Genomic DNA, 25,278 nt, shown 5'->3' with positions numbered 1-25,278 from the left:
GTGATTGAAAATGTGTGCTCTTTCAGACTATTTGAAGCAATTGAACTCGATTTTGCCGATCAATGGTGAGATTCGCGTTGAAGCCATCGAGGAAGGTTTCACGAATAAGGTTTATAAAATTCTCGAATCAGGTCAGCCAAAATGGGTACTGCGGCTGCCTATGCTAGAGTCCCAGTGCTTTCACATTGATCGCCAAACGGAATTATCCGTGTGGCAGCAAGCCGCACAACAGGGTCTCACATCTCAAATCCTGTGGCATAATCCTCAAGGGGTTGTGCTAAGCGAGTTTTTGACTGGCTCGACCTTACCTTTAGAGGTTCAGCACACTCAAGCTTCGATTGAGCAAGTTTGTAGACTGTTGAAACGCCTCCATGACATGCCTCCTATTAAGCTGCACTATGATGTGCAATTGATCATAGCCGATTGGTTGGAGCAGATTCGTCTCCACGAAAACTTTGTCAGTGTCTCAGCCCAGTGGCGCCAAGTGTCGAACTGGTTTGAGGCCTTGCCTACAGTAGTTCCCCCCGAGCATCTTGTGTTGGCCCATAACGATCTGAACCCTAAAAACCTAATCATCGATGGGCAAAAGCTTTGGTTGATCGATTGGGAAAGCGCAGGGATGAATGATCCGCTGTTTGATGTGGCCGTGTTGGCTCATTCACAGCATTTGCAGCCAGAGCACATTGAAATAGTCTGCCAATATGTACTTGGAAAACCCTTCACTTCAGGGATGGCTAAGCGAGTACTTTTATACCGTAAGCTGTATGTGGTGCGGGAGTTAGTATGGCTATTACTGAAACATCTGACGGCCCCTCAGGAGTTAAACGGCCTAGAGTGGTATCATGTCTTGGCGACAGACACAGATTTTAACCCTTATTTTGATAATTAAACCCCATGACACGATTTCCACAAGACTGGTCTCACTTTCTAGAGCCTGAATTTGATCAAGCCTATATGCAGGCATTAATGGCTTATTTGCAGGAGCGCGAAGCTCAAGGACAGATCATTTATCCACCTCAAACGGCTTGGTTTAATGCTTTTAAAGAGACGCCCCTAAAGAAGGTTAAGGTGGTGATATTAGGGCAGGACCCATATCACGGTGAAGGCCAAGCCCACGGCTTGTCATTTTCGGTACAGCCTGGTGTTAAAACACCACCTTCCTTGATGAATATGTATAAGGAGCTGAAATCTGATTTGTCGATTCCCGTGGCGCCCCATGGGTATCTGCAAAGCTGGGCTGAGCAAGGCGTGCTATTGCTTAATAGCGTGCTAACGGTTGAAGCGGGGAAGGCTGGTGCACATCAAAAAAAGGGCTGGGAACGTTTCACCGATCGCGTCATTGAGGTGATCTGCCAAGAAAATGATGGGGTTGTGTTTCTGTTGTGGGGATCTTACGCCCATAAAAAAGGGCGCAATATAGATCGCGATAAACATCTCGTGTTGGAAGGGGTTCATCCATCACCATTATCTGCTTATCGTGGTTTCTTTGGCTGTGGGCATTTTTCAAAAGCCAATGACTATTTGCTGGCGCAAGGAAAAACAGCCATTGATTGGTCTTCACATTTGTCATTTGCCCCACCACAAGAAACAAAGAAGAGCGCACAGGGCACTCTTTTTTGAATCACATGGTATGCGTCCAGTTAATCTAATGTGTAAGGCAAAGGAAGTAGTGTCATGGGGACACCGTCAGAGCTGGCTTCGCTGAACTCGCTTTGATCCACATTTAAAATCACTTGGGCAACGTGGGCTTCCCCAGCATCGGCCGCGTCAAACACTTGGCCAATGGTTTTACCTTCTTGATTTAAGACATCGCTGCCTACCTGAATCGGCTGTTCAGCGGCAAACAAAGCCAAATGCTTTTTCGACTTACCGCGGTATTTCATGCGAGCCACGATTTCTTGACCGGTATAACAGCCTTTGGTGAAACTGATGCCACCGTTGCGCTGCATGTTGATCCACTGGGGCAATAGTTCTTCAGTATCTTTTTTAGTGAGCAGCGGCCTAGCAGCCAATAACCCCATCACATGGTGAGCCGCTGGGTCTTCTGGATCGGGCAGTTCTTCCGCTTTGGGGGCTAGGGTTAAGGTTTGACGGTAGAAACTGTTATCCAAAATCAATTGGCTGCAATCGTCTTGATGGCTGGTAGGAATCAGTAACGGATACTGCTCTTGTGGGGAAACCGCACCACTGAAGGCAAACATGGAGCTGACCGTAAACTGATCACTGGCATCGCTTAGCTCAGTTTTAAAAAACACAGCGTACTTCTTCAAATGTGTTAACAGCGTCTCTAAGACATCTTGTTTGATGGCTAGAAGATAGGTTTCTGGTGCACTTTGTAATACGAAGAAGTTGCCAATGATCCGACCTTTCGGTGTGCAGACTGCGGCGAAGCTGCTGTTCTGCGTATCGACCTTGTGGATGTCTGCAGTGACTTGTCCTTGTAAAAACTTAGCACTGTCCGGCCCCGTCACACGGATAACGCCCATGTCTTTTGCGTGGGCATAGCTGGTTGCCGGAAGATGGTCATTTAAAAGTTGCTCGAGTTGCATAGTGGCCTCGATAGGGAATGGATGTATAGCTACTTATATGCGGCTAGTGTCTATAATTTCAATATGTCTGAAGGTCAGTTTATTGCGTTGGCGGGTTTGTGTTGAGCAAAGCTCAGAGTTGATGGATTCTGCGATCAACTGATACGAAAAATGCGAATTTTACCGATTAGATTGACTCTCGAACCTGTTCTTCTGACACTGTGTAGGTAGACATTTTTTCACTCTTTTAAGGTGAGAAATGCCATAAAAAAATAACAGTCATCGCGCCCTGTCGCAGGTATTCAATATGTTTTTAGGTTTAGATTTAGGCACATCCGGATTGAAGGGTGTGGTCATTAATGATGCGGGCAATGTGGTTGCTCAGGCGTCTTCATCCCTTACTGTTTCTTCTCCCAAAGCCACATGGTCAGAGCAAGCACCTGAAGATTGGTGGCAAGCCTTGCTGGATGTATGTGGTCAGTTATCTGAGCGTTTGGACCTAAGCAAGATCGAAGCCCTTGGTTTGTCTGGTCAGATGCATGGTGCCACCTTATTGGATGCTGCGGGGCAGGTGCTTCGTCCCTGTATTTTATGGAATGACGGTCGCAGTAAATCCCAATGTGATGCCGTGATGCAAGCTCATCCTGAGTTGTTAACCTTGTCCGGTAACCTTGCTATGCCGGGGTTCACTGCTCCTAAAATCCTTTGGGTCAAAGAAAATGAGCCAGAGGTTTATGCTCAGCTTGATAAAGTGCTCTTGCCGAAAGACTATCTGGTCTACCGCATGACAGGCGTATTTTCCAGCGACTGTTCTGATGCGGCAGGTACCTTATGGCTAAACCCAGAAACACGCCAGTGGGACGAGCAATTATTGAAAATCTGCGGGTTGACCTCTGAAAACATGCCGACAGTATTTGAAGGCCAGCAGGTGGTTGGCCAGGTATCGGCCGATATCGCCGAGCAGTTGGGCTTGCAGCCTATCCCAGTGGTTGCTGGGGCGGGTGATAATGCAGCGGGGGCTGTGGGAATGGGGGTTACTGAGCCTGGGCAGGGCTTTGTGTCCTTAGGAACCTCTGGTGTGTATTTCAGTGTGTCTGAATCCCATAATGCCAACCCGGACAACACGGTTCATGCCTTTTGCCATGCCTTGCCAAATCGTTGGCACCAAATGGGGGTGACGTTAAGTGCTGCCAATTCCCTTTCTTGGTTTGCAAAATTGGTAGATCGTCCAGTACCTGAGTTATTGGATGAGCTGGAAGACAGTGATATTCAACGGGCTCGCGTGGTGTTTTTGCCTTACTTAAATGGCGAGCGAACACCCATTAACGACCCCCTTGCGAATGGTCAGTTCTTAGGCATGGTGAACAGTACCCAGCGTGCGGAGCTCACTTTAGCTGTTTTAGAAGGCATTGCCTTCTCATTGCTAGATTGCCAGAACGCTCTCGCCAGCGCTGGCAGTGATGTAAGCGAATTATCCTTGATTGGTGGTGGCGCTCGAAGTGCTCTTTGGCGTCAGTTGATCGCAGATGTATTGGGTAAGACCATAGACTATCGCGATGGGGGAGATGTGGGGCCAGGTTTAGGTGCCGCACGTTTGGCCCTAATGGGGAAAAAAGAAAGCGAAGGGCAAGACATTGAAGCTTTGATTCAGGAACACTGTCAATTGCCTGAAGTGTTAGCAACCCATCAGCCGAACCCTGATAACGCCGAATACTTTAGCGCCAAGTATGCCTTATACCGTAAAGCATACGAGCAAACGGCCGTGCTCAATGATGCCTTTGGTCAGCTAGTATAAGAATAAAAAAGCCGCAGCGAATAATCGTTGCGGCTTTTGGGTTCCTTTTGTTTTTTATTTTGTACGAACTTATTGCCCTTCAATACGTTTGTAGTATTGGGCTCTAAAGTCCCTTGGCGTAACGCCTTTTAATTCATGAAAACGGCGGTTGAAGTTCGCCACATTATTGAAGCCTACCTGAAAACAGATATTCGCGATTTGCTGATCGGTTTCCGTTAATAGACTGCAGGCACGACTAATGCGCATGCGGTTGACGAATTCAGTAAAGCGGTTGCCCGTCGCTTTCTTAAAGAAGCGTGAAAAATGACTGTCTGACATGCCAATCAAGCTTGCCACATTGGCCAGAGTAATGTCGTTTGCGTAGTTTTGGGACACGTAATCCACTACGGTATTGATTTTACGCTGCAGGGTTTCACTGGATTTTAAGTCGATTTGAACCGTAGACAGCAAGCGGTAGCTTCGACTTTGAGACAATTGGTGCAGCAATGGCAGGGCATTCATCACCCGTTGTAGCCCAGAAGAATCACGCACCTGCGCGAAGGTCTCCTGTAGGTAATCAAAGTCTACGTTAAAGAACTCTATACCAGATTTGGCCCGGGCCAGCATGGGAAGTATTTCCGCTAATTCTGGCACGATTTTACAGCCTTGCTCGAAGGCTTCATGGTCAAAGCGAATGACCATGTCACGAAGTGGCACAGAGGTATCGCTGTTTTGACAGATCCAGTTGTGCGGCAAACGTGGGCCAGTAAGGATTAATTGTCCTGGCTTGTAGTTTCCTATGTAATCGCCGACAAATACCTTGCCAGTAGAGGCCACAATAAAGTGCAATTCGTAGTCATCATGGGCATGCCAACGAATTAATTCACTGGGGTGACCATGCTCCAAATAGCGGATGGTTTCGATGCCTTCATGTACCAGCTCGTATTCTGGTGTGAGTCGTTTTGTCGTCGCTGTTGACATAGTGGTTACCTACTTCGATTAAGCTCTAGCATGCAATATGTCCGTTGCAAAACTCGAGTATCGTAAACACGTTAATCCCGTGATGTGTTGCTATTATTGTTATCTTTGACAGTAGATGTCATTAAGGCACTTAGTGGATAGAACTAAGTGCCTTAAGCCACTTTTGCTAGGCGTCGTATTGCTGTTGCATGGCTTGGATTGCTTGGGTTAGATCAGTCACAAACGCAGGATACTGCGTTGGGATGTCTCCCCAAAGATAACGGTCAGTGGCAAAGTATTTTATGCCTTCTGCGTCATTAGTAAAGCGTTCCATCGAGGCGATGTTCGGCTCATGGTAAGGCGTTGCCACCGTACCTGCCTTCGCTTTGTGGTAATAGGTAAACCATGCCGCGATGCCCTGAATGGTTTTCGCTGGTGTACGGCCTTTGTTGTAACAACCCGCTAAAGAGGGGTAAACAAAGATCGGAAACTTAGCGTAGCCATCGGTACAAATACGTTCCACCGTATCGCCAATGTTAGCATTGCTGAAGCGACGACCGATGATTTTGTAGTAGGCATCAAGATCCACAATGGAGTCGCCAATCGCTGGGATGGAGTCTTCCAAAATGAAATCCACAAAGTACTGACTTAATTCTTCGTCACGCATGGCTTCGTCGAAATAGGTCATGCCTTTGAGTGCGGCTTGATAGACCACGTTGGTATGGCCTGCGTTCAGAATCCGGATTTTTGCTTCTTCGTAAGGCACAACATCGTCCACGAATTGCGCATTGACCAAATCCAAAGCAGGCTTAGCACCCGCAAACTTGTCTTGAATAACCCATTGTAGGTAGTCTTCGCCCATCACCGTCATTTGATCATCGATACCAAAGCGCTCACGCACGTCTTCCACATGCTCAGGGCTTGGTTTAGGGGTGATACGGTCCACCATAGAACAAGGGAAGGCAACGTTATCGGACACCCATTGTGCGAGCTCAGAATCCCCTTTCGCAGCAAGGAATTGCATCAAACCTGCTTCAAGAATTTCACCGTTGTGACGCAAATTGTCACAGCAAAGCAAGGTAATCTTAGCGTTAGAGGTTTGGCTGCGCAGTTTCAGACCCGCATACAAAAAAGCGTAAAGGGTATGACGCTCACCGGCTAGGTCACCTTTAATTGCTGGATGATCTAGCATTAGCTGACGGTTTTCGTCTAGGTAGTAGCCACCTTCTGTCACGGTCGAAGTAATCATCTGAATGGCGCTGTCAGCCATCGTTTGATCTACCGCTTCAGGGTCTTTAGCTCCATCGATTTGACCCACAAGAGAGCGAATGTGTTCGTACTCTGTGTTGCCTTCAGGGTCCATGGTTTTCAGAACATACTCGCCTTTTTGTTCAACAAAGCGGCTGAATGCTGCAGAATCCTGTGGACGTAAGTTGACGCCAATAATGCCCCAGTTTTTGCCTTCAGGGGTTGCCAATAGACGGTCGAAGTAGACTGCCTGGTGGGCGCGGTGAAACGCGCCCACTCCTAAATGCATGACACCGGCTGTGATGTCGTTACGTTGGTAGCCACGCTCAAGCAGTTGATCAGCGTTTTGTGTGGCAATTAGATGATTAGCCATGGCTTGCTTCCTCAGCAATAACAGAGAAGACACGATCGCTTTCGTTGAATAGGATCACTTCTTCACGGTCAACATTGATATGAATGATTTCGCCATCTTTGATGGTGGTACGTGCTGGTGCTTTAACAATGATGGTTTGATCATTTGACAAGCGAACATGTGTGTACGCTTCAGAGCCAAGGTGCTCGATCAGTTCAACTTTACCGCTTAGGTCGCCACCTTCAGCAACAATCTGCATGTGCTCAGGACGAATACCCATGGTCACGTTAGAAGGCAATGGCCCGTGAGTGCGTGATACAGGGAACTCGATGACTTTATTCATCAGGTTCAGCTCTAGGTTTTCACCAGAACGAGTCACACCGTCTAGTGGAATAAGGTTCATTTTCGGCGTACCGATGAACTCAGCAACGAAACGGCTGTTTGGTGAGCGGTAAAGCTCAAGTGGCGTCCCTACTTGCTCGATTTGACCGGCGTTGAGGATCACAACACGGTCCGCAAGCGTCATGGCTTCTACCTGATCGTGGGTTACGTAGATCATGGTGGTGCCTAATTTCTTGTGCAGGCGGGCCAGCTCAAGACGCATCTGTACACGCAATGCTGCGTCCAAGTTAGACAGTGGCTCGTCAAACAAGAAGACTTTTGGTTGGCGAACGATGGCGCGGCCAATGGCGACACGCTGACGTTGACCACCGGACAATTCTTTTGGTTTACGCTCTAGTAGTTTGTCTAGTTGCAAAGAAGCAGACACTGACTTCACTTTTTCTTGGATAACGGCGTTGTCTTCTTTTGCTAGGCGTAGAGCAAAGCTCAAGTTATCCGCTACTGTCATGTGTGGGTACAAAGCGTAAGACTGGAATACCATGGCTAGGTCACGTTTAGAGGACGCCAGCTCAGTGATGTCGCGACCGTCAAGATTGATGGTGCCGCCAGTGCTGGATTCAAGACCTGCGATGGTACGTAAAAGTGTTGATTTACCACAGCCAGATGGGCCAACGAATACGATGAATTCGCCTTCTTCGATGGCCAAGTTGATGCCGCGTAGGGCGTGGTAATCGTCGTAGTGTTTTTGTAGCTCTGTGATGTTTAAGTAAGCCATTATTCTTATTCCTATAAATTATTTCACGGCACCGAAGGTGAGGCCTTGTACAAGTTGTTTCTGACAGAACCAGCCGAATACAACGATTGGCGCACAAGCCAGTGTTGAGGCAGCCGATAGCTTGGCCCAGAACAAGCCTTCAGGGCTGGAGTAAGAGGCGATCATTGCTGTCAATGGTGCCGCTTCAGATGCTGTTAGGTTGAGAGACCAGAAGGCTTCGTTCCAACAAAGCACGATGGAAAGCAGTCCGGTTGATGCGATGCCGCCAACAGACAGAGGCAATACTACTTTGGTCATTTCACCCCATGGAGAGGCGCCGTCCATACGAGCTGCTTCCAAGATTTCTTTTGGCAGATCTTTGAAGTATGAAAACAGCATCCAAACGATGATGGGTAGGTTCATCAAGGTGAAAATGATGACCAAACCCAGTTTGGAGTCCAATAGACCGTAGTTACGGCTCAAAATGTAAATAGGAACCAATACACCCACAGCCGGTAGCATCTTGGTGGACAACATCCAAAGCAAAATATCTTTGGTACGTTTACCAGGGAAGAACGCCATAGAGTATGCCGCTGGGATCGCAATGATCAGGGCAAGAATGGTTGCGCCAAACGACGTCACCACAGAGTTCCAAGCGTGTTTTAGGTAATCACTACGTTCTTGCACGATTGAGAAGTTCTCAAGCGTTGGTTCAAAGAACAATTGTGGTGGTACGGAGATCGCTTGCAGTTCTGTTTTGAAGGACGTAATGAACATCCAAAAAATCGGAAAGAACAACAGCAGTGCAATAGTCCAAGAGGCAATGCCTACCAAGATAGTTTTGAGTTTGCGTTGTTGCGTTAAAGTCATAATGTTGTCCTCACACTGTTAGGTTTTTGCCGACAGCGCGAATCAAGAAGAACGCGACTATGTTTGCAAGAAGTACGGCGAATAAACCACCTGCGGAGGCGACGCCCACATCGTATTGAAGCAGTGCTTGGTTATAAATAAGGTACGCTAAGTTAGTACTGTCGTAGCCTGGACCACCGCCTGTAGAAACATAAATCTCAGCGAAGACCGCCAATAGGAAGATGGTTTCAATCATCACCACAACTGCGATTGGACGTGCCAAATGTGGGATGGTCAGGTAACGGAAAATGTGCCAGCCAGTTGCGCCGTCCATTTGAGCGGCTTCTTTTTGCTCCGTGTCTTGGGACTGAAGTGCCGTCACGAAGACGAGGATGGCAAAGGGGAGCCACTGCCAGCTCACCATGATGATGACCGACATAAGTGGATGGTTAGACAACCAATCGATCGGCTCTAACCCAAAGGAGTTGGATATCCAAGCGAAGATGCCATACACAGGGTTCATCATCATGTTTTTCCAGATCAAGGCGTTGACTGTAGGCATGATGAAGAAAGGCGATATTAATAGTACACGTACAATGTTTCGACCAGCAAAGGGCTTATCAATGAGCGCTGACAGCGCCACACCGAGTACCACGGTAATGATCAAAACAGACAGTAATAGAATCAGGGTGTTTGAGACCGCAATCCAAAAGCCAGGATCGGTAACAAAGAATTCATAGTTCATCCAGCCAACAAAGTTAGTACGACCTGGGTAAAGCAAGTTGTAGTTGATGGTGGAAAAATAAATGGTCATTGATAATGGCACTATCATCCATGCCAGTAGCAAAATGACAGAGGGTGCCATTAGTAAGCGAGTGATGGAACGCTTCATGGGATTTTCTCTCGTTATTAGCTTTTGAGCGCGTCTCGCGACGATGATGTCGAGAATAAACAGGGGCACTATCGCCCCTGTTTAGTATCGATGTACGACAGCTGGTTAGTAGTAACCCGCTTGACGCATTTGACGATCTGCAGAGCGGTTCGCAGATTTAAGAGCTTGATCAACCGATAAGCTGCCTGCCAATGCACCAGAGATCATCTGGCCAGTGGTAGTACCAATTGCTTGGAACTCAGGAATCGCAGCAAATTGAACGCCCACGTATGGAGATGGTTCTAGTGTGCTGTCGTTAGGGTTAGCAGAGTTGATCGCTTTAAGTTCTGCATCAGCAAAGACGGCTGCTTTTTGGAACTTAGGATTTTCGTAAGTGGATTGACGAGTACCTGTTGGTACAGCGCCCCAACCATTCGTTTCGCCTACAAGCTTGATGTAGTCTTTTGAAGTGGCCCAACGTACGAAGGTTTGTGCAGCTTCAGCGTTTTTAGTAGCAGCTGGGATACCAAGCGCCCAAGACCACAACCAGTTAGCGCCTTTCTCTGTTTTAGAGTAAGGAGACTGTGCGAAGCCAACTTTGTCTGCGACTTTAGATTGTTTTGGATCCGTTACGAAAGAGGCAGCGATAGTAGCGTCGATCCACATGCCACATTTACCTTCGTTGAACAGTGCCAAGTTTTCGTTGAAGCTGTTACCGCTTGCGCCTGGAGGGCCGTATTTACCCATCATGTCAACGTAGAAGCTAACAGCGTTTTTCCACTCTGCAGATTCTAGTTGTGGTTTCCAGTCCATATCGAACCAGCGAGCACCGAAAGAGTTTGCCATAGCCGTTAGGAAGGCCATGTTGTCACCCCAACCTGCTTTACCACGTAGACAGATGCCGTAAACGCCATTTTCAGGATCGTTCATTGCTGCTGCCGCATTACGGATATCTTCCCAGCTATCACGGTCACTGATGGTGACACCTGCTTTCTCCGCAAGATCTTTACGGTACATAACCATAGAGCTCTCACCGTAGAATGGCGATGCGTACATAGTGCCGTCGTAAGATAGACCGCCACGGATAGATGGCAAAATATCATCAACGTCATAAGAACCGCTTGTATCGATTGGCTCTAACCAACCGCGCTCACCCCAAATAGGAGCTTCGTACATACCGATGGTCATCACGTCGTATAGACCGCTGCCATTTGCAATATCTTGTGTAACGTTTTGACGAAGGACACCTTCTTCCAGCGTTACCCATTTGACTTTGATGTCAGGGTATTGCTTTTCAAATTCTGGTGTTAGTTTTTGCATCTCAATCATGTGACCGTTATTCACGGTAGCGACTGTGATTTGCGTTTCAGCAAAGGCATTGATTGCTGCGAAGGATACCGCACAAGCGACGGCTGTTTTGGTAAGACTTTTCATAGGTTCTCCCAGTTTGGGTAAGTTTCTTTTTATTGTCGCACCTAGTGGTCTTGATCGTTTGCTGATCAAGTGGAGTAAATATAAGCCATAAAACAATTGACTAACTAGTACATATACAGCCACTTTATGTACTTTTTTGTTTCGTTACTACTTAATTGATCAAAAATGTAGTCAAAATAATACTCTTTTGACTTTGCTCTATTTGCACATAAATCAAGGCTTTATCACTATTTGTAGTCAAAAAAGCATTATAGGTTTGATTTCGCTTATTTGCCCAAAACAGGCCAGTGGCTATAATGGCGGCACCTTTGTGGGAGAGTGTGTATGACAGATGTAATTGATAATAAAGAGTCAATGGGCTTTAAACGTCTAAAGTGGCAATGCCGACGTGGCATGCTTGAGCTGGATGTTTTATTTGAGCCTTTTTTGGATGATGTGTTTTTGACGCTGAGCGAAGAAGATAAACAGCGCTTTTACAAATTAATTGAGTGTGAGGACCAAGAGATCTTCCCTTGGTTTATGCAAAAAGAGGTGCCGGAAGATCCAGATTTAGCGCGTATTGTTGATATTATTGTGACTCGAGTACAACCTGAAAACTATCGTTCTAAATAAATCCTCCCGCCTTGAATGGCTGATGTCGCTGCTGTTTTTGCTGGCAGCGACTGTCCTCATTGTGTATTTACAACTTTCGCAAAGTGCGTTGATACTTTTTTGGCTTGGTGCTCTAACTGTGAGGGGATTGCAGAGGCGAATGGCTTGTCATCTGGTACAGCTTGATGATGGAAAGGTGTCTTTAGCTAGGGGAGAAAAGACCTATCCTGTGCGCCTTGTGTATCAAAATGATGGCTGGATGGTGGTGAGTCTGGCCCCAGCAAATCAGGAAACTTGGCTACAAGGTATTGGCTTTTTCCTAATACAACGTCACCAAGTATTGTATCGAGATCAATTCACCCATGATGACTATCGGCTCGTTCGTTCAACATTAAATGTCGCGAAATTTATTGGCCAGTCAGCATCTGCTAAGAACGGATCCTAGGTTTTAAAATAGTCGCGGAAGAATGCTCTAATTTATCAGGGTAATCTAGAGTGAAATGCAGTCCACGGCTTTCTTTTCTTGCTGCGGCTGATTGAATGATAAGGTCTGCCACCACAGCCAAGTTGCGCAGCTCTATCAAGTCTGCTGAGACCTTGTAATTCGAGTAAAACTCTTCAATTTCAGACAAGAGCAAATCAACCCTATGTTTGGCCCGCAGAAGTCGCTTATTAGTGCGTACTATGCCAACGTAATCCCACATGAAGCGGCGTAATTCGTGCCAATTATGGGTGATAACCACATCTTCGTCCGAGTCCGTTACTTTGGATTCGTCCCAATCAGGGATCATAAAATCCCCCCGTACGGATTGATCAGCCATAATATCCTTGGCGGCAGCTCTGGCATAGACGATACATTCCAACAAGGAGTTGCTAGCAAGTCGGTTTGCCCCATGGAGCCCTGTATAGGAGGTTTCTCCAATGGCATATAAGTCTTTTACATCCGTAGCGCCTTTTTGATTCACCACGACGCCTCCACAGGTGTAATGGGCGGCAGGCACGACAGGAATCGGCTCTTTGGTTAAGTCGTATCCGTATTTAAGGCAGCGTTGATAGATTGTCGGAAAATGCTCTTTAATGAATTCTGGGTCTTTGTGTGAAATATCCAGTAGAACATGCTTCACACCAAGGCGCTTCATCTCATGGTCAATCGCTCTGGCAACAATATCTCGTGGTGCGAGCTCGCCGCGCTCATCAAAATTGAACATAAAACGACTACCGTCAGGTAGCAGTAGGCGACCACCTTCTCCACGAACAGCTTCCGAAATCAGGAAAGTTTTCGCTTTGGCATCGTACAAGCAAGTCGGGTGGAACTGATTGAATTCCATGTTGCCAACACGACACCCTGCACGCCATGCCATGGCAATACCATCACCGGATGCGGTATCAGGATTGCTAGTATACAAATACACCTTGCTACTCCCCCCACAGGCGAGTGCTACGCGGCGTGCGTGAAAGACTTCCACTTGGTCTTCTGCTTGATTCAGTGCATAAGTGCCAATGACTCTGTTTTCCCCAGGGATGCCAAGCTTTTGGGTAGTGACCAGGTCAATGGCCATGCGATCGGGATAAAAATGAATGTTTGGGTGGGCAACGGCGTTTTCAATCAATGTTTTGGAGATGGCTAGCCCTGTGGCATCCGCCGCATGAATGATGCGTCGATGACTGTGTCCGCCTTCTTTGGTCAGGTGGTAGTCGTCCTTGTCACCATGGCGGGTGAAGGGCACCCCTTGTTCGATTAGCCAGTCGATGCTTTCTTTTGAATGCTCCACCGTAAAGCGGATCGCGGCTTCATCGCCTAAGTCGGCCCCAGCAGAAATGGTGTCTTGAACATGTGATTCCACCGTATCTGTATCAGATAATACAGCGGCAACGCCGCCTTGGGCGTAGAGTGTTGAGCCTTCAGTAATATCGCCCTTAGTCAAAATAGCAACTTTATGGGTGGCAGCCAGCTCAAGGGCAAGGGTTAGGCCGGCAGCGCCAGCGCCAATGATGACGATATCGTGGTGTAAGTGTAGGCTCATCTTGTTGTTCTAACTTGTAATAAACTTACCAATAGTACACTGCTTCGCTGTGGCAATGAATACTTTGTGGAGCAAACGCGATTAGACTTCGGCCTGAGAGGCAAATGGAATACAATATTTAACCATTCAGGTTCCGGTTGTCATGGAACTCCTAAACTAGGGTGTTGTCCACTTGTTTAACAAATAGGCGGGCGCAATATGATTTTAAATTATGAGGTGCCTATGCAGCACGAAACGTCCAGTGATGAGGCGTTGGTTAAGCGGGTTCAAACAGGCGATAAACGTGCCTTCGATCTGTTGGTATTGAAGTACCAGCATAAGGTGGCAGCGTTAATCTCCCGTTATATTCAGGACAAGCAAGAAGTGCTGGATGTGGCGCAAGACAGTTTTATCAAGGCATATCGAGCGATTGATAGTTTTCGTGGAGACAGTGCGTTTTACACTTGGCTTTATCGAATTGCCGTCAATACAGCAAAAAATTATTTAGTGAGTCGTTCTCGCCGTCCACCGTCTTCTGACGTGGAGCTGGATAACGAAGACACCCATGCAAGTTATGCAGAATTGTCAGATGTGGGCACTCCGGATGCAAATCTGAATCGTGATCGTCTAGAGACCGAGATCCAATCGGCTATTAGAGATCTACCTGAAGAGCTTCGGGGAGCTCTCACATTGAGAGAGTTTGACGGCTTAAGTTATGAAGACATCGCTCAAGTGATGGATTGCCCAGTCGGTACTGTCAGATCACGAATTTTTCGTGCGCGTGAAGCAGTTGAAAAACGTATTCGCCCCATTGTCGGGGGAGGAGACTAGTTATGTCCAAACATAATGGCAAATTCGGCTCAGGGACTTATGAAAGCCTATCTGCATTTTTGGATAACGAGGCCAATGCAGAGGATATAGAAAGATTGTTGGCAGCAGATAAAAACGATCTTGCCTACAAACTTGATCACTATCATGAGATCTATCAAACCGTACAACCGGATAGCGAACATTTAATTTTTGATTCCAGCGCTTTTTTAGCGGGTATTCACGATAAGTTAAAGAAAGACATTCCAGATAACAATATTGTGGCATTTCCAGTTCGCAATGAGGCCCCACAACGCAACACCTTGGATATTTCTTTGCCTGTAGTGAGCGAGTCAGAATCTAAAAACACCAAGGGGCCGATTTTTGGCGGCCTTGCGGTGGCTGCAAGTGTGGCATTGATGGTGTTATTAGGTGGCAATTTGCTTCTGAGCACACCTGACAACGGCTTCTCCTCGGTAACAGCAACAGCTGCTCGAGCGCCTGTCATTGAGCAAAATGTTGTGCCGGTACAGGAGTTAAGAGGGGAGATGGCTCTGGAAAACAATGAACGTTTGCAAAGCTATTTGAGACAGCACGCACAGCAGGCTTCTATGACAGTTGGACAAGGCATGATTCCTATGGCGCGGGTAGTGAGTTACCCACAAGGCGAGCGTCAATGATACGAGCGTTTCTGACTTTAATCCTGTGCTTGACTCTGCCACTCGCTCACGCAAGTAATGTGGGAGTAGATTGGCTGTCTCGCATGGTGAATTCCTTCGACAACTTGTCCTATGAAGGGGTGTTTGTACACCAAGAAGCTGGTGCTATGAACAGCATGCGTATCCGCCATGGTCTCATTGGTGGTGTGGCATACGAAAGCCTTGAAGATTTAGATGGACAACGGATAGAAGTTATTCGAGTGGATGACAGTGTCATTTGCGTCTACAAGGAAAAAGAAGATTTTGATATTGGATTAGTGCCAAATACACCATTCAAGCGTTTTAAAAAGCTTGATGAGGGACGTTTAGTTCAGACTTATGACATTCGTATTGCTGACAATCATAAACGCATAGCATCACGACAAGCCGTTAAACTGACTTTGATCCCCAAAGACGAATATCGCTATGGGCACTCATTTTGGGTGGATAAAGAAAATGGATTTTTGCTTAAACACGATGTACTGGATAACAACGGAGAGCTGCTTGAACGCATACAGTTCACTTCAGTAAACTTTATACCGGACTTGAAAGCAGAAGATTTTAGCCCTAAAGAGGGATTGCACACCCAACAGTTTGTGAAATCCGACCCAGATCCAGTGCCTAATCGTTGGCAATTTGAGTGGCTGCCTCAAGGCTTTGATCTGGTATGGTCTAATGCCCGTAAAATGAATGACACAACCAACATGATGCTATTGTCAGATGGAATGAGTACGGTGTCTGTTTTTGTTGAGGAGTCTGACCGTAAACGTCCTCAGACCTTGATGAATCTTGGTGCAACCATTGCTGGTGAAAAGTCGATTCAAGTGGGAGATCAAACTTACCTGCTGACCCTTGTGGGGGAAGTCCCTGCGCAAACGATTCAGCGATTGATGACGGCAATAATGCCGAAAGCAGAATATGATTGAAGAACAAGGTACCGTGCTGTCGATTGATGGCGGCATTGCAGAAGTAGAAACCATCCGCACCAGCACCTGCTCAACGTGTCGAGCGCGACATGGTTGTGGCCATCATACCATTGCGAAAGTGTCTAACAGCAACCGAATGCTGATGAAGGTTATTGCTCCAGAGTCTTTAGCGGTGGGGCAAAACGTCACTGTCGGTATACCTGAAGACACTCTTTTACAAGCGTCTTTTTGGATGTATGCCGTGCCTTTACTAGGGTTAGTCGCGGGCGCTGCATTACCTTCACTTTTTACGGAACAATCCATTGTGTCAATTGTCGGAGCACTGTGTGGTTTTTTGGGTGGTTTGTGGACGGCAAAAAGGAAGGCGTCTCGCGAAGCCGATAATCCAGAGTTTTATCCACGCATCTTGAAAATTAATGCACAGGCACCATTCATTCCAGTAGTGCAAAAAGCCTGAAATCCTCTTCACCTGACACAACTATAGCAAGTTAAACTTTGGTACATCTGAGGAGACCAATAAATGAACAAATTGCTAAAACGTGTGAGCCTAGTCAGCGTCAGTGTGCTGATGCTTTTCTCTGCGCTTACCCATGCAGCGAACCTTCCTGATTTTACCGAGCTCGTTGAAGACTCTTCTCCTGCTGTTGTAAACATCAGCACCGAACAGTCGGTATCGTCGAGTAATAGGCAGTTAAGCCCTGATGCGCAGGAGCTTAATGAGTTCTTCCGTCACTTTTTTGGCCAGCAGCCATTCGGTCAACAGCAACCCCAGCAGCCGCGTCAACAACAGCGTCAGCGAAGCTCTCTAGGGTCTGGTTTCATTATTTCCCATGATGGGTATGTGTTGACGAATAATCACGTGATTGATGGGGCGGATGTGATTCATGTTCGTTTGAACGACCGCCGTGAATATGAAGCGACACTGGTAGGGACTGACGCCCGCACTGATTTGGCCCTGCTTAAAATTGAGGCGGAAGATTTACCCATAGTAAAAATGGGCGATTCTGATGAGCTGAAAGCCGGTCAGTGGGTGCTCGCGATTGGTTCGCCGTTTGGTTTTGACTACACAGTGACGGCTGGGATTGTAAGTGCCATTGGTCGAAACTTACCCAGTGATAACTATGTGCCATTCATTCAATCTGACGTTGCAATCAACCCTGGTAACTCAGGTGGACCTTTATTTAACCTAGACGGCGAGGTAGTGGGTATTAACTCACAAATCTACACTCGTTCCGGTGGTTTTATGGGGGTGTCCTTCGCTATACCAGCCAATATGGCCATGTCAGTTGTAGACCAGCTTAAAGCAGATGGTAAAGTTTCCCGTGCTTGGTTGGGTGTCTTGATTCAAGATGTGAACAACGATCTGGCTGAGTCCTTTAACTTGGATCGTCCTCACGGTGCCTTAGTGAGTCGAGTGATGCCTGATTCTCCAGCAGAGGCTGCGGGATTAAAAGCCGGTGATATCATCATGGAATTCAACGGTAAAACCATTGAGCATTCTTCTGAGCTACCTTATCTAGTGGGTCAGCTTAAAGTGGATACTAAGGCGGAAGCGAAAGTGTTCCGTGATGGGGAAGAGCGTACCATTACTATTACCCTGGCTAAGCGTCCTGATGATGAGAACCTAATGCAGAACCAGCAGCAGGAACAACAAGGTCGATTGGGTATGACAGTCGCTCCGGTAACGGATGAAATGTCTGAGCGCTTGAGCGTCGAAGGCGGTGTTGTTGTTCAACAAGTGTTGGGTGGCGCTGCAGCGCGAAATGGCCTGCAACAAGGTGATGTCATTACCATGTTCAATGGGCAGGTGATTAAGGATCCTCAGAGCTTTGCTGATATTGCAAAAGAGGTACCAAATAATCGCTCTGTACCGATGCGTGTGATTCGTGACGGTTACCCTATGTTTATTCCATTTAAAATTGTGGAATAACGATTTAGGTTTGACTTTAAAAGCCCGCTGTAAAGCGGGCTTTTTTGTGTCTCAGCTTGAATAAAAAGATTAGTCATGTAACTATTTTTATCTGATTTTTAGTGGTTTAAAGTCTTTTTTTTATTAGAGTTAAAATAATTTCAGGAGAGTCTGTGGAACAGGTCCTAGAGAAAGGCATTTGTTTTCGTTTAGGGGATGAGCGTTATGTGCATCCATTATCAAGTGTTAAGGAAGTGCTTAGCTATCAATCTCCCGCACCTGTTCCAGGGGCTGGTGCCGGCGTAGAGGGTATGATTGATGTGCGTGGTCATATGGTGACGGTACTGTATGGAACTCATTTACTAAATTTAGATCCTACCCAATGTGAGGATGAAGGACACATTCTAGTGCTGGATTTGCCTACGGGGTACTTTGGCATTCGAGTCGAAGACGTGGAGCAGGTGATGGACTTGCCTAGTGATGAAGAAACGCAAACTCTGGAATACCGCTCCCATGATTGCATTCAAGGGACCCTGCAACGGGATGAAGAGCTGTTTATTCTGGTGGATTTTAGTAATTATTGCGCTGCACTCAATTAATAAGCCAGCGTTTGAACGCTGGCTTCATATCTGAAAAGTTACCTATCTAGAGCTGCTTTGAAAAGATTTTAGAGTTGCGCTGGTAATTGTACAAAGCTTGCTTTTTGGCAGGCAAAGTTGTCAAAGTGGTCTCTTGAAAGCCGCGTTCAACAAACCAGTGTGCGGTTCGTGTCGTCAGCAAAAAGAGAGTGTTCAAGCCAAGCTTTTTCGCTTCTCCTTCAATTCCTTTCAGTAGCCTTTCGCCTCGATTAGAGCCTCGGTACTCCGGTGATACGGCAACACAGGCGAGCTCTCCCGCCCGTTCTTGTTCAAAGGGATAAAGGGCAGCGCACGCAACAATAGCACCATCACGTTCGATCACGATAAAGCGTTCCACTTCGTTTTCTAATAGCTCACGTGAGCGGCGAACGAGAATGCCTTTGGCTTCCAATGGCGCCAGCAACTGCATCATGCCGCCGACATCATCAATGGTAGCGCCACGTAGCTTTTCGTAGCTGTCTTCGTCGATCATGGTGCCTGAGCCTTCCCGGGTGAAAAGCTCACTCAGAAGGCCACCATTCTCATTGAATGAGATGATGTGAGAGCGAGGAACCATACCTCTTACCGCCATCACACAGGCTTCTAAGGCGCTGTGTGTGGCAAATGATAGGGTGTGGCGTGCTAAGATGGTGTCCGCTTGGTTGGCCAGCAATTCTGAGTACAGTTCATCCTTATCATCAAATATGCCTTCGTCTTCCGTGAAGATGATCAGCTTATCGGCTTTTAATTGGATGGCTGCTTGGGTGGCCACATCCTCAGCTTTAAGGTTGAATACCTCGCCGGTTGGAGAAAAGCCTAGGTGTGGCAACAGCACCATGTTGTCATCTTCCAGTAAGCGAAAGATAGCATCACTGTCGATTCTACGAACTTCCCCTGAGTGGCCATAGTCAATACCATCTACCACGCCCAGTGGGCGAGCGACCACGTAATTACCGCTGCACACCTTCAAGCCTGCATTGGCCATAGGGGTATTCGACAGCCCCATGGAAAGCTGGGCTTCCAGCTGTACCCGAACCGCTGCAGAGGCTTGAATGATATCAATCAACTGATCTTGAGGCGTAACACGGTAGCCATCTTCGATAATGGAAGTAAGGCGTCGGTTTTCTAATGCACGGCTAATTTGTGGCCGAGCCCCTTGGATTAAGACAAGGCGGATGCCAAGGGAATCCAGTAGGGCCAAATCATGGATGATATTGGCGAAGTTAGGGCTCTCAAAGGCTTCACCGGGGATCAAGATGACAAGAGTCTTACCACGGTGAGCATTGATGTAGGGGGAGGAGTGGCGAAACCAATCCACATAACTGTGTTCGTCAGACACTTGCTGCCTCATTTTCGTTGCTAGTGACGCAGTAGCGTTTCACTAATCCATTAATAACGTGTTGCATGGGTTTGATCTGATCCAGTCCCATAAACTCATTAGGTTGATGGGCCTGGTCTATGGAGCCTGGACCAAGAATCAGGGTTTCCATGCCTAACTGATTTAAATATCCACCCTCAGTAGCGAAGGCGACTGTATCAGCGGGTTTGTTTGTTAGTCGTTCACAAGCTTGAATGATATCGGACTCTTTCTTCGTTGAGAACGATGGCACACTCGGGAATAGCTCATTTAGCTGAATTTTTGTACCAGTGTTGCGCTCGATTTTAGGCAGCAATGCTGTAATGTCTTCAAGTAGGGCCTGATTATTCATGCCTGGCAGGGCGCGCAAGTCAAACTCAAGTTCACAACGTCCACAGATGCGATTTGGACTGTCACCCCCGTGGATACAGCCAAAGTTCATGGTCGGATAGTCGATGACAAAGTTGGCGTCGCGGTAGGTGTCTTTTAAATGCTGACGATATTGCATCAACTCTGACAAGACACTGTGCATGGCGTCTAGGGCGTTATTACCTAAATTCGGGTTGGAAGAGTGTCCTGCTTGCCCCGTGATACGGATCTTTTCCATCATAATGCCTTTGTGGGCATGAATCGGCGTTAGGGAGGTGGGTTCACCGATCAACGCATAGCGTCCTTTTGGGCGGCCAGCGTCCACTAACGCACGGGCACCTTCCATGGAGCTTTCCTCGTCAGCGGTAGCAAGAATGATAAGGGGCTGCTGTAATTTGCTTAAATCCATGTCGCGTAACGTGTCTATGACGATGGCAAAGAAACCTTTCATGTCGCAGGTTCCAAGCCCATATAAGCGATTGTCTCGCTCTTGTAACGTAAATGGGTTGCTGGTCCAGCGATCTTCGTCGTAGGGGACGGTATCTGTGTGCCCAGATAAGACTAAACCGCCTGCCCCTTGACCTAGGGTAGCGATTAAATTGAATTTGTTTGGTTGTTCTGGGAGAGGCATGATTTCGCATTGAAAACCGAGGCTTGAAAGCCAGTCTTCTAGCAATAATATGACGCCTTTATTTGACTGATCCCAGCTGGCTTGACTACAACTGATAGAGGGCACAGCGATCAACTGTGACATCATGCTGATTAGTGAAGGAAGTTTAGACATTGGATACTCCTTTATCTGATGCCTGTTTAAAGTGTGTATAGCTCCTACCTAGGCTTCTGGTAAACTTACTGCTCTACACTGGTTGTCTCCGGTATACCGGAAGATTGAGAGGTTTTCAATATGGCTACCGAGCTTGAACTTAAATTAATGGTTCAACCCGAGTATCTCAAGTCGGCGTGTGCTTGTCTCGATGCATTTTGTGAAAAAATGAATGATGGGGGGCAGGGCAGCATAAATGTTCGTCAACCGACACTTGATTTAATGAATGGGTATTACGATACGGCGAATGGACTGCTAATGGACAACGGCATTGCCCTACGCATTCGAGCCGTTAATCAACAGTATATCCAAACGGTTAAAACCCGCGGTAGCAGTCGTATTGGCATGCACGAGCGTGGAGAGTGGGAGTGGCGTATCTCCTCTGATGTGCTGGATCTATCGTTATTGGAAGAAGTGCCCTTACCTGAGGCTTTGGTTGATATGGCCTGGTCTCGAGATTTAGTGGAAGTGTTTCGGACAGACTTTAAGCGACATGTGTGGCTGATTGAATACGAAGGGGCCACGATAGAAGTGGTATGCGATCAAGGTGTTGTGTCTTCCAGCTATGGTCAAGATGATATCTCGGAACTTGAATTAGAACTTAAGTCTGGGCCTGAACTTGCCCTTTATCAGTTTGCCAAACATTTGGCGGCTGAGCTGCCTGTCCAAGTCAGCACTGTCTCTAAAGCCCAGAAAGGTACGCGCTTAAAACATCGACGTATTGAGTTTCCTACCAAGCCAAATCCGACTGACTCGTTACAAGCGTTCGCTGAATACTGGTATGAAACCTGGTTAGTTTACTGGGAAGCGATGTTTCACCTAAAAGATGAAGCGCTGTTACAGCCGATCCTGTCTTCGATCGTGCAACTGCAAAAATGTACTCCCGAGTCCGTGGCAACTCCACTGGCAGCCCTTGAAGCTAAATTCGAATCCTTGTTTGAAGATGATGACAGCTCTTTACTGTCTAAGCTTGCTGGCACCACAGACACGGGAGTGATAATGCTTGAAGTTGGATACTGGTTAAATAAACAATTGGACAAAACACAATAATAAAAAGGATTGAAGTTTGAGCCTTACGCCCCTTCCTGATGTGCAAGCCCTGTACTCCCAAGATTATGTTGTTAACAAGCGCCAAGCCATCTTGGATGCTATTGAGCGACGTATTGGTTTAGAGATCACTGAAGAACGTCTACAGCAAGCGGAACGCCTCTGGCTGTTGAGTGACTATGTCCACAAACAACTGGTGCGCTTTCCCCATTGGTTAGAGACCCTATTTGATAGTCAGGAAGCCCTGGCTCCTCCTTCTGTGAATCAATTGGCTGCCGGTGAAAAGTGCTGGGGGAAAGGGGCTGACACTGATTTAGATGACTTACCAGACTGGGACGAAGCGACCCTAATGCAGCAATTACGCCGCTACCGTCATTGGTGGATGGTACGCCTAGTCGCTGCTGACATAGAGCAAACCATGCCGTTAGAGCGTTTAACGGCATTGTTGAGCCAATTGGCGGATGTCACAGTCAATGTTAGTCAGATGTGGAGTATTCGCCAATATCAGGGACTTTATGGACAAGCCTTAGACTCCAAGGGCCAGCCGCAGAAATTGATCGTAATCGGCATGGGGAAATTAGGTGGGTATGAGCTGAATTTGTCCTCAGACATCGACCTAATTTTTGCTTTTAGAGAGCATGGTGACACCCAAGGTGGGCGCAAGAGTCTCTCCCATCAGGAATACTTTACCAAGATTGGTCAAAAGTTGATTCAGCACTTGGATCAAGTGAATGCGGAAGGCTTTGTATTTCGGGTAGACATGCGCCTAAGACCGTTTGGTCAGTCTGGTGCCCTCGTCATGAGCATGGACTCCCTAGAGAACTACTACCAAGATCAAGGACGGGATTGGGAGCGTTATGCCATGATCAAAGCCCGTGTGATGGCGGGTGACCCCCTTGATGTGCAGGAGTTCGAAGCCCTTCGCCGTCCATTTGTCTATCGCAAATATTTAGACTTTGGGGCCATTGGTGCCTTACGTGACTTAAAAGCCATGATCGCCAAAGAAGTGCGCAGACAAGGCATTGAGCACAATATAAAGCTTGGTGAAGGCGGCATACGGGAAGTTGAGTTTATCGTTCAGGCCTTGCAAATACTCCATGGGGGGCGTGATCAGGCGCTGCAAAATGCGGCGTTGTTTTCTGTGTTACCAGCACTTGGAAAACATGGTTATTTACCAGATGAAGAAGTTCAAGAGTTATTGTCCGCTTACCGTTATTTGAGGCGCGTTGAACATGCCTTGCAAGGGGCATGTGATGAACAAACCCAGTTATTGCCTGATACGGAGACAGAGCGGCAGAGGTTGGCTTATCACGTTGGGGAGCCAAATTGGCAGGCGTTAAGCGACAAGCTTTGGGCCCACCGGCATCGTGTGCACCACTACTTCTTAGATTTGATCGACGATGGCGCAGAAGAAACCTCCTGTGATGTACGTCAGCAAGAAGCTTGGCGTGTTTTAATTAAGCACCCGGATGATCTGGATGGGATCAAAGACGCTATTGCCGATGTGGCATGGCAGAATCCAGAGCAAGTCCTTGAGCAGCTAAGTCGGTTTCTAGGAGCTCGCTCAGTGGTTTACATGCAACCCATCGGTCAAGAGCGTTTGGCGGTATTCTTAGGGACCTTATTGAGCCATCTGGAAGCTGAGCAAAATCCTGATGTGGTGCTTGAGCGTGTTATTCCGATCATGGAGGCTGTCAATCGACGAACCTCCTATTTAGTTTTGCTCTCGGAAAATCAGAGTGCCATCGTGCATTTGATGCGACTGTGTCGAGAAAGTGTTTGGTTCTCTGAGGCCATCAGCAACTCTCCCGCATTGTTAGATGAGCTACTGGACGCGAATACGTTATTTTCGCCGCCCTCAAAGGACATGATGGCCTTGGAGCTCAAGCAGACCCTTCTCAGGCTGCCTGAAGAGGATGAAGAAGCCCATATGGATGCTATGCGTCGCTTCAAACGATCCATTACGTTGCGTGTGGCCGCCTGTGATATTACGGGAGTGCTCCCTTTGATGAAGGTGAGCGACCATTTGACCTGGTTGGCTGAAGTATTGCTCGAGCAAGTATTGCAGCAATCTTGGCATTATCTCACCCAACGCCATGGATATCCTACCTCTGACAGCGGTATGGCGGCCCATCCAGAACTTGTCATTGTGGGCTATGGCAAGTCAGGGGGCATTGAGCTTGGGTATGACTCTGATTTGGACCTAGTGTTTATCCATGATGCCCCCTTAAATCACGCCACGTCAGGGGAGCGCAGTATCGATAATTTGGTATTTTATACTCGCCTCGGACAGCGCATGATTCATTTACTCACCAGCTTTACTGGGGCGGGGCGTCTTTATGAGGTGGACATGCGCCTACGTCCTTCCGGCAACTCTGGGCTACTGGTGGCCAGTTTAGATGCGTTCTGCGCGTATCAGGAAAGCGAAGCGTGGGTGTGGGAACATCAAGCGCTCTGTCGTGCTCGGGCCCTAGCGGGAGATGCTCGATTAACTCAAAAGTTTGATGACGCCCGGCAGCGAATTTTGGCACGTCCTAGGGACCGTACAGCCCTTAAGCAAGACGTGATTCAAATGCGTGAGAAAATGCGCGCCCATTTGGACACCAGCGGTGCTGAAAAAGGCTTTGATTTGAAGCAAGGTGCCGGCGGTATCATCGACATAGAATTCATGGTGCAGTACTTGGTGTTGGCTTGGTCCAATGAGCACCCAGAATTGATGCTCTATTCCGATAACATTCGGCAACTCGAAATGGCGGTAAAATCTGGCTTAATGGAAGCCAGTACGGTAGCGAAGCTTGTCGACGCTTATACCTTTTATCGCGCCACCGCACATAGACAAACCTTGCAGAAATTAGGGCGTTTAGTGCCACTGGAAACTCTTGAGCAAAATCAGAACGTCATCACTCAATATTGGGAAGCGTTTGTTCAACAAGAGGCAGATGAACGATTATAAAAAATCCCCTAACAAGGCCATTGTTAGGGGATAAGAAAGGAAACCTTAGACCTACTAGCACACTTC

At 47.4% G+C, this 25,278-nt stretch carries 23 protein-coding genes; 13 read left to right on the top strand and 10 right to left on the bottom strand.

Annotated elements, in window-relative coordinates; all coding sequences use genetic code 11:
• Nucleotides 1-10 precede the first annotated feature (10 nt).
• Both ACZ5DR_RS02130 and ung read left to right on the top strand, forming a co-directional pair.
• On the top strand, nucleotides 11-889 hold the full coding sequence (locus tag ACZ5DR_RS02130) for a phosphotransferase (RefSeq protein WP_377364340.1): 879 nt from the start codon (nucleotides 11-13) through the stop codon (nucleotides 887-889).
• Nucleotides 890-894: 5 nt separating this feature from the next.
• Entirely contained in the window at nucleotides 895-1,620 is a 726-nt protein-coding gene (ung, locus tag ACZ5DR_RS02125) for a uracil-DNA glycosylase (RefSeq protein WP_377364342.1), read from the top strand.
• Between the two features lie 20 nt (nucleotides 1,621-1,640).
• On the opposite strand, the gene ygfZ is transcribed toward ung, so the two are convergent.
• On the bottom strand, nucleotides 1,641-2,549 hold the full coding sequence (ygfZ, locus tag ACZ5DR_RS02120) for a CAF17-like 4Fe-4S cluster assembly/insertion protein YgfZ (RefSeq protein WP_377364344.1): 909 nt from the start codon (nucleotides 2,547-2,549) through the stop codon (nucleotides 1,641-1,643).
• Nucleotides 2,550-2,835: 286 nt separating this feature from the next.
• Between ygfZ and xylB the strand changes: the two genes are divergently transcribed.
• Nucleotides 2,836-4,323: a xylulokinase gene (gene xylB, locus ACZ5DR_RS02115; protein WP_377364346.1), complete on the top strand. Its 1,488-nt coding sequence runs from the start codon at nucleotides 2,836-2,838 to the stop codon at nucleotides 4,321-4,323.
• A 69-nt stretch (nucleotides 4,324-4,392) separates the two neighbouring features.
• On the opposite strand, the gene ACZ5DR_RS02110 is transcribed toward xylB, so the two are convergent.
• The 6 genes from ACZ5DR_RS02110 to ACZ5DR_RS02085 all read right to left on the bottom strand — a co-directional run bounded on the left by ACZ5DR_RS02110 (nucleotide 4,393) and on the right by ACZ5DR_RS02085 (nucleotide 11,112).
• Entirely contained in the window at nucleotides 4,393-5,283 is an 891-nt protein-coding gene (locus ACZ5DR_RS02110) for a helix-turn-helix domain-containing protein (RefSeq protein ID WP_377364348.1), read from the bottom strand.
• 166 nt (nucleotides 5,284-5,449) lie between these two features.
• Nucleotides 5,450-6,883 (bottom strand): mannitol dehydrogenase family protein, encoded by a 1,434-nt coding sequence (locus tag ACZ5DR_RS02105; protein WP_377364350.1) that lies wholly within the window; start codon nucleotides 6,881-6,883, stop codon nucleotides 5,450-5,452.
• The gene (locus ACZ5DR_RS02100) at nucleotides 6,876-7,979 is read right to left on the bottom strand and encodes an ABC transporter ATP-binding protein (RefSeq protein WP_377364352.1); all 1,104 of its coding nucleotides are present in this window, start codon (nucleotides 7,977-7,979) and stop codon (nucleotides 6,876-6,878) included. Before ACZ5DR_RS02100 ends, ACZ5DR_RS02105 begins: the two co-directional genes overlap by 8 nt.
• An 18-nt stretch (nucleotides 7,980-7,997) precedes the next feature.
• On the bottom strand, nucleotides 7,998-8,828 hold the full coding sequence (locus ACZ5DR_RS02095; RefSeq protein WP_377364354.1) for a carbohydrate ABC transporter permease: 831 nt from the start codon (nucleotides 8,826-8,828) through the stop codon (nucleotides 7,998-8,000).
• 10 nt (nucleotides 8,829-8,838) lie between these two features.
• Nucleotides 8,839-9,699 (bottom strand): carbohydrate ABC transporter permease, encoded by an 861-nt coding sequence (locus tag ACZ5DR_RS02090; protein WP_377364356.1) that lies wholly within the window; start codon nucleotides 9,697-9,699, stop codon nucleotides 8,839-8,841.
• Nucleotides 9,700-9,804: 105 nt separating this feature from the next.
• Complete coding sequence (locus tag ACZ5DR_RS02085; RefSeq protein ID WP_377364358.1) at nucleotides 9,805-11,112, bottom strand: ABC transporter substrate-binding protein; 1,308 nt, start codon at nucleotides 11,110-11,112, stop codon at nucleotides 9,805-9,807.
• A 324-nt stretch (nucleotides 11,113-11,436) separates the two neighbouring features.
• Here ACZ5DR_RS02085 and ACZ5DR_RS02080 point away from each other — a divergent pair, with 324 nt between their 5' ends.
• Both ACZ5DR_RS02080 and ACZ5DR_RS02075 read left to right on the top strand, forming a co-directional pair.
• Nucleotides 11,437-11,724 carry an FAD assembly factor SdhE gene (locus ACZ5DR_RS02080; protein WP_377364360.1) on the top strand — a complete coding sequence of 96 codons (288 nt, stop codon included), beginning with the start codon at nucleotides 11,437-11,439 and terminating at the stop codon, nucleotides 11,722-11,724.
• Nucleotides 11,725-11,863: 139 nt separating this feature from the next.
• Entirely contained in the window at nucleotides 11,864-12,148 is a 285-nt protein-coding gene (locus ACZ5DR_RS02075; RefSeq protein WP_377364362.1) for a hypothetical protein, read from the top strand.
• On the opposite strand, the gene nadB is transcribed toward ACZ5DR_RS02075, so the two are convergent.
• Nucleotides 12,132-13,727, bottom strand: a complete 1,596-nt coding sequence (gene nadB, locus ACZ5DR_RS02070; protein ID WP_377364364.1) for an L-aspartate oxidase — start codon at nucleotides 13,725-13,727, stop codon at nucleotides 12,132-12,134. The two genes, ACZ5DR_RS02075 and nadB, sit on opposite strands and share 17 nt — an antisense overlap.
• Before the next feature lie 222 nt (nucleotides 13,728-13,949).
• Between nadB and rpoE the strand changes: the two genes are divergently transcribed.
• The 6 genes from rpoE to ACZ5DR_RS02040 all read left to right on the top strand — a co-directional run bounded on the left by rpoE (nucleotide 13,950) and on the right by ACZ5DR_RS02040 (nucleotide 18,645).
• Complete coding sequence (rpoE, locus tag ACZ5DR_RS02065) at nucleotides 13,950-14,537, top strand: RNA polymerase sigma factor RpoE (RefSeq protein ID WP_377364366.1); 588 nt, start codon at nucleotides 13,950-13,952, stop codon at nucleotides 14,535-14,537.
• A 2-nt stretch (nucleotides 14,538-14,539) separates the two neighbouring features.
• On the top strand, nucleotides 14,540-15,193 hold the full coding sequence (locus ACZ5DR_RS02060; RefSeq protein WP_377365083.1) for a sigma-E factor negative regulatory protein: 654 nt from the start codon (nucleotides 14,540-14,542) through the stop codon (nucleotides 15,191-15,193).
• Nucleotides 15,190-16,137 carry a MucB/RseB C-terminal domain-containing protein gene (locus tag ACZ5DR_RS02055; RefSeq protein WP_377364368.1) on the top strand — a complete coding sequence of 316 codons (948 nt, stop codon included), beginning with the start codon at nucleotides 15,190-15,192 and terminating at the stop codon, nucleotides 16,135-16,137. Before ACZ5DR_RS02060 ends, ACZ5DR_RS02055 begins: the two co-directional genes overlap by 4 nt.
• The gene (locus ACZ5DR_RS02050) at nucleotides 16,130-16,594 is read left to right on the top strand and encodes a SoxR reducing system RseC family protein (protein ID WP_377364370.1); all 465 of its coding nucleotides are present in this window, start codon (nucleotides 16,130-16,132) and stop codon (nucleotides 16,592-16,594) included. Before ACZ5DR_RS02055 ends, ACZ5DR_RS02050 begins: the two co-directional genes overlap by 8 nt.
• A gap of 63 nt (nucleotides 16,595-16,657) precedes the next feature.
• Nucleotides 16,658-18,067 carry a DegQ family serine endoprotease gene (locus tag ACZ5DR_RS02045; RefSeq protein ID WP_377364372.1) on the top strand — a complete coding sequence of 470 codons (1,410 nt, stop codon included), beginning with the start codon at nucleotides 16,658-16,660 and terminating at the stop codon, nucleotides 18,065-18,067.
• A gap of 152 nt (nucleotides 18,068-18,219) precedes the next feature.
• Nucleotides 18,220-18,645, top strand: a complete 426-nt coding sequence (locus tag ACZ5DR_RS02040; protein ID WP_377364374.1) for a chemotaxis protein CheW — start codon at nucleotides 18,220-18,222, stop codon at nucleotides 18,643-18,645.
• 46 nt (nucleotides 18,646-18,691) lie between these two features.
• Here ACZ5DR_RS02040 and argA read toward each other — a convergent pair whose 3' ends face one another.
• Both argA and argE read right to left on the bottom strand, forming a co-directional pair.
• Complete coding sequence (argA, locus tag ACZ5DR_RS02035; RefSeq protein WP_464543849.1) at nucleotides 18,692-20,014, bottom strand: amino-acid N-acetyltransferase; 1,323 nt, start codon at nucleotides 20,012-20,014, stop codon at nucleotides 18,692-18,694.
• Entirely contained in the window at nucleotides 19,995-21,173 is a 1,179-nt protein-coding gene (argE, locus tag ACZ5DR_RS02030; RefSeq protein WP_377364378.1) for an acetylornithine deacetylase, read from the bottom strand. Before argE ends, argA begins: the two co-directional genes overlap by 20 nt.
• A gap of 120 nt (nucleotides 21,174-21,293) precedes the next feature.
• On the opposite strand from argE, the gene ACZ5DR_RS02025 reads away from it, so the two are divergent.
• On the top strand, nucleotides 21,294-22,262 hold the full coding sequence (locus ACZ5DR_RS02025; protein ID WP_377364380.1) for a CYTH domain-containing protein: 969 nt from the start codon (nucleotides 21,294-21,296) through the stop codon (nucleotides 22,260-22,262).
• Between the two features lie 16 nt (nucleotides 22,263-22,278).
• A complete protein-coding gene (glnE, locus tag ACZ5DR_RS02020; protein ID WP_377364382.1) occupies nucleotides 22,279-25,212 on the top strand; it encodes a bifunctional [glutamate--ammonia ligase]-adenylyl-L-tyrosine phosphorylase/[glutamate--ammonia-ligase] adenylyltransferase in 2,934 nt (977 codons plus the stop codon).
• The last annotated feature ends 66 nt before the right edge of the window (nucleotides 25,213-25,278 follow it).

Source organism: Marinomonas vaga (assembly GCF_055388305.1).
Note: the sequence above shows the minus strand (reverse complement) of the source record. Positions and strands in the feature narration are given on the sequence as shown.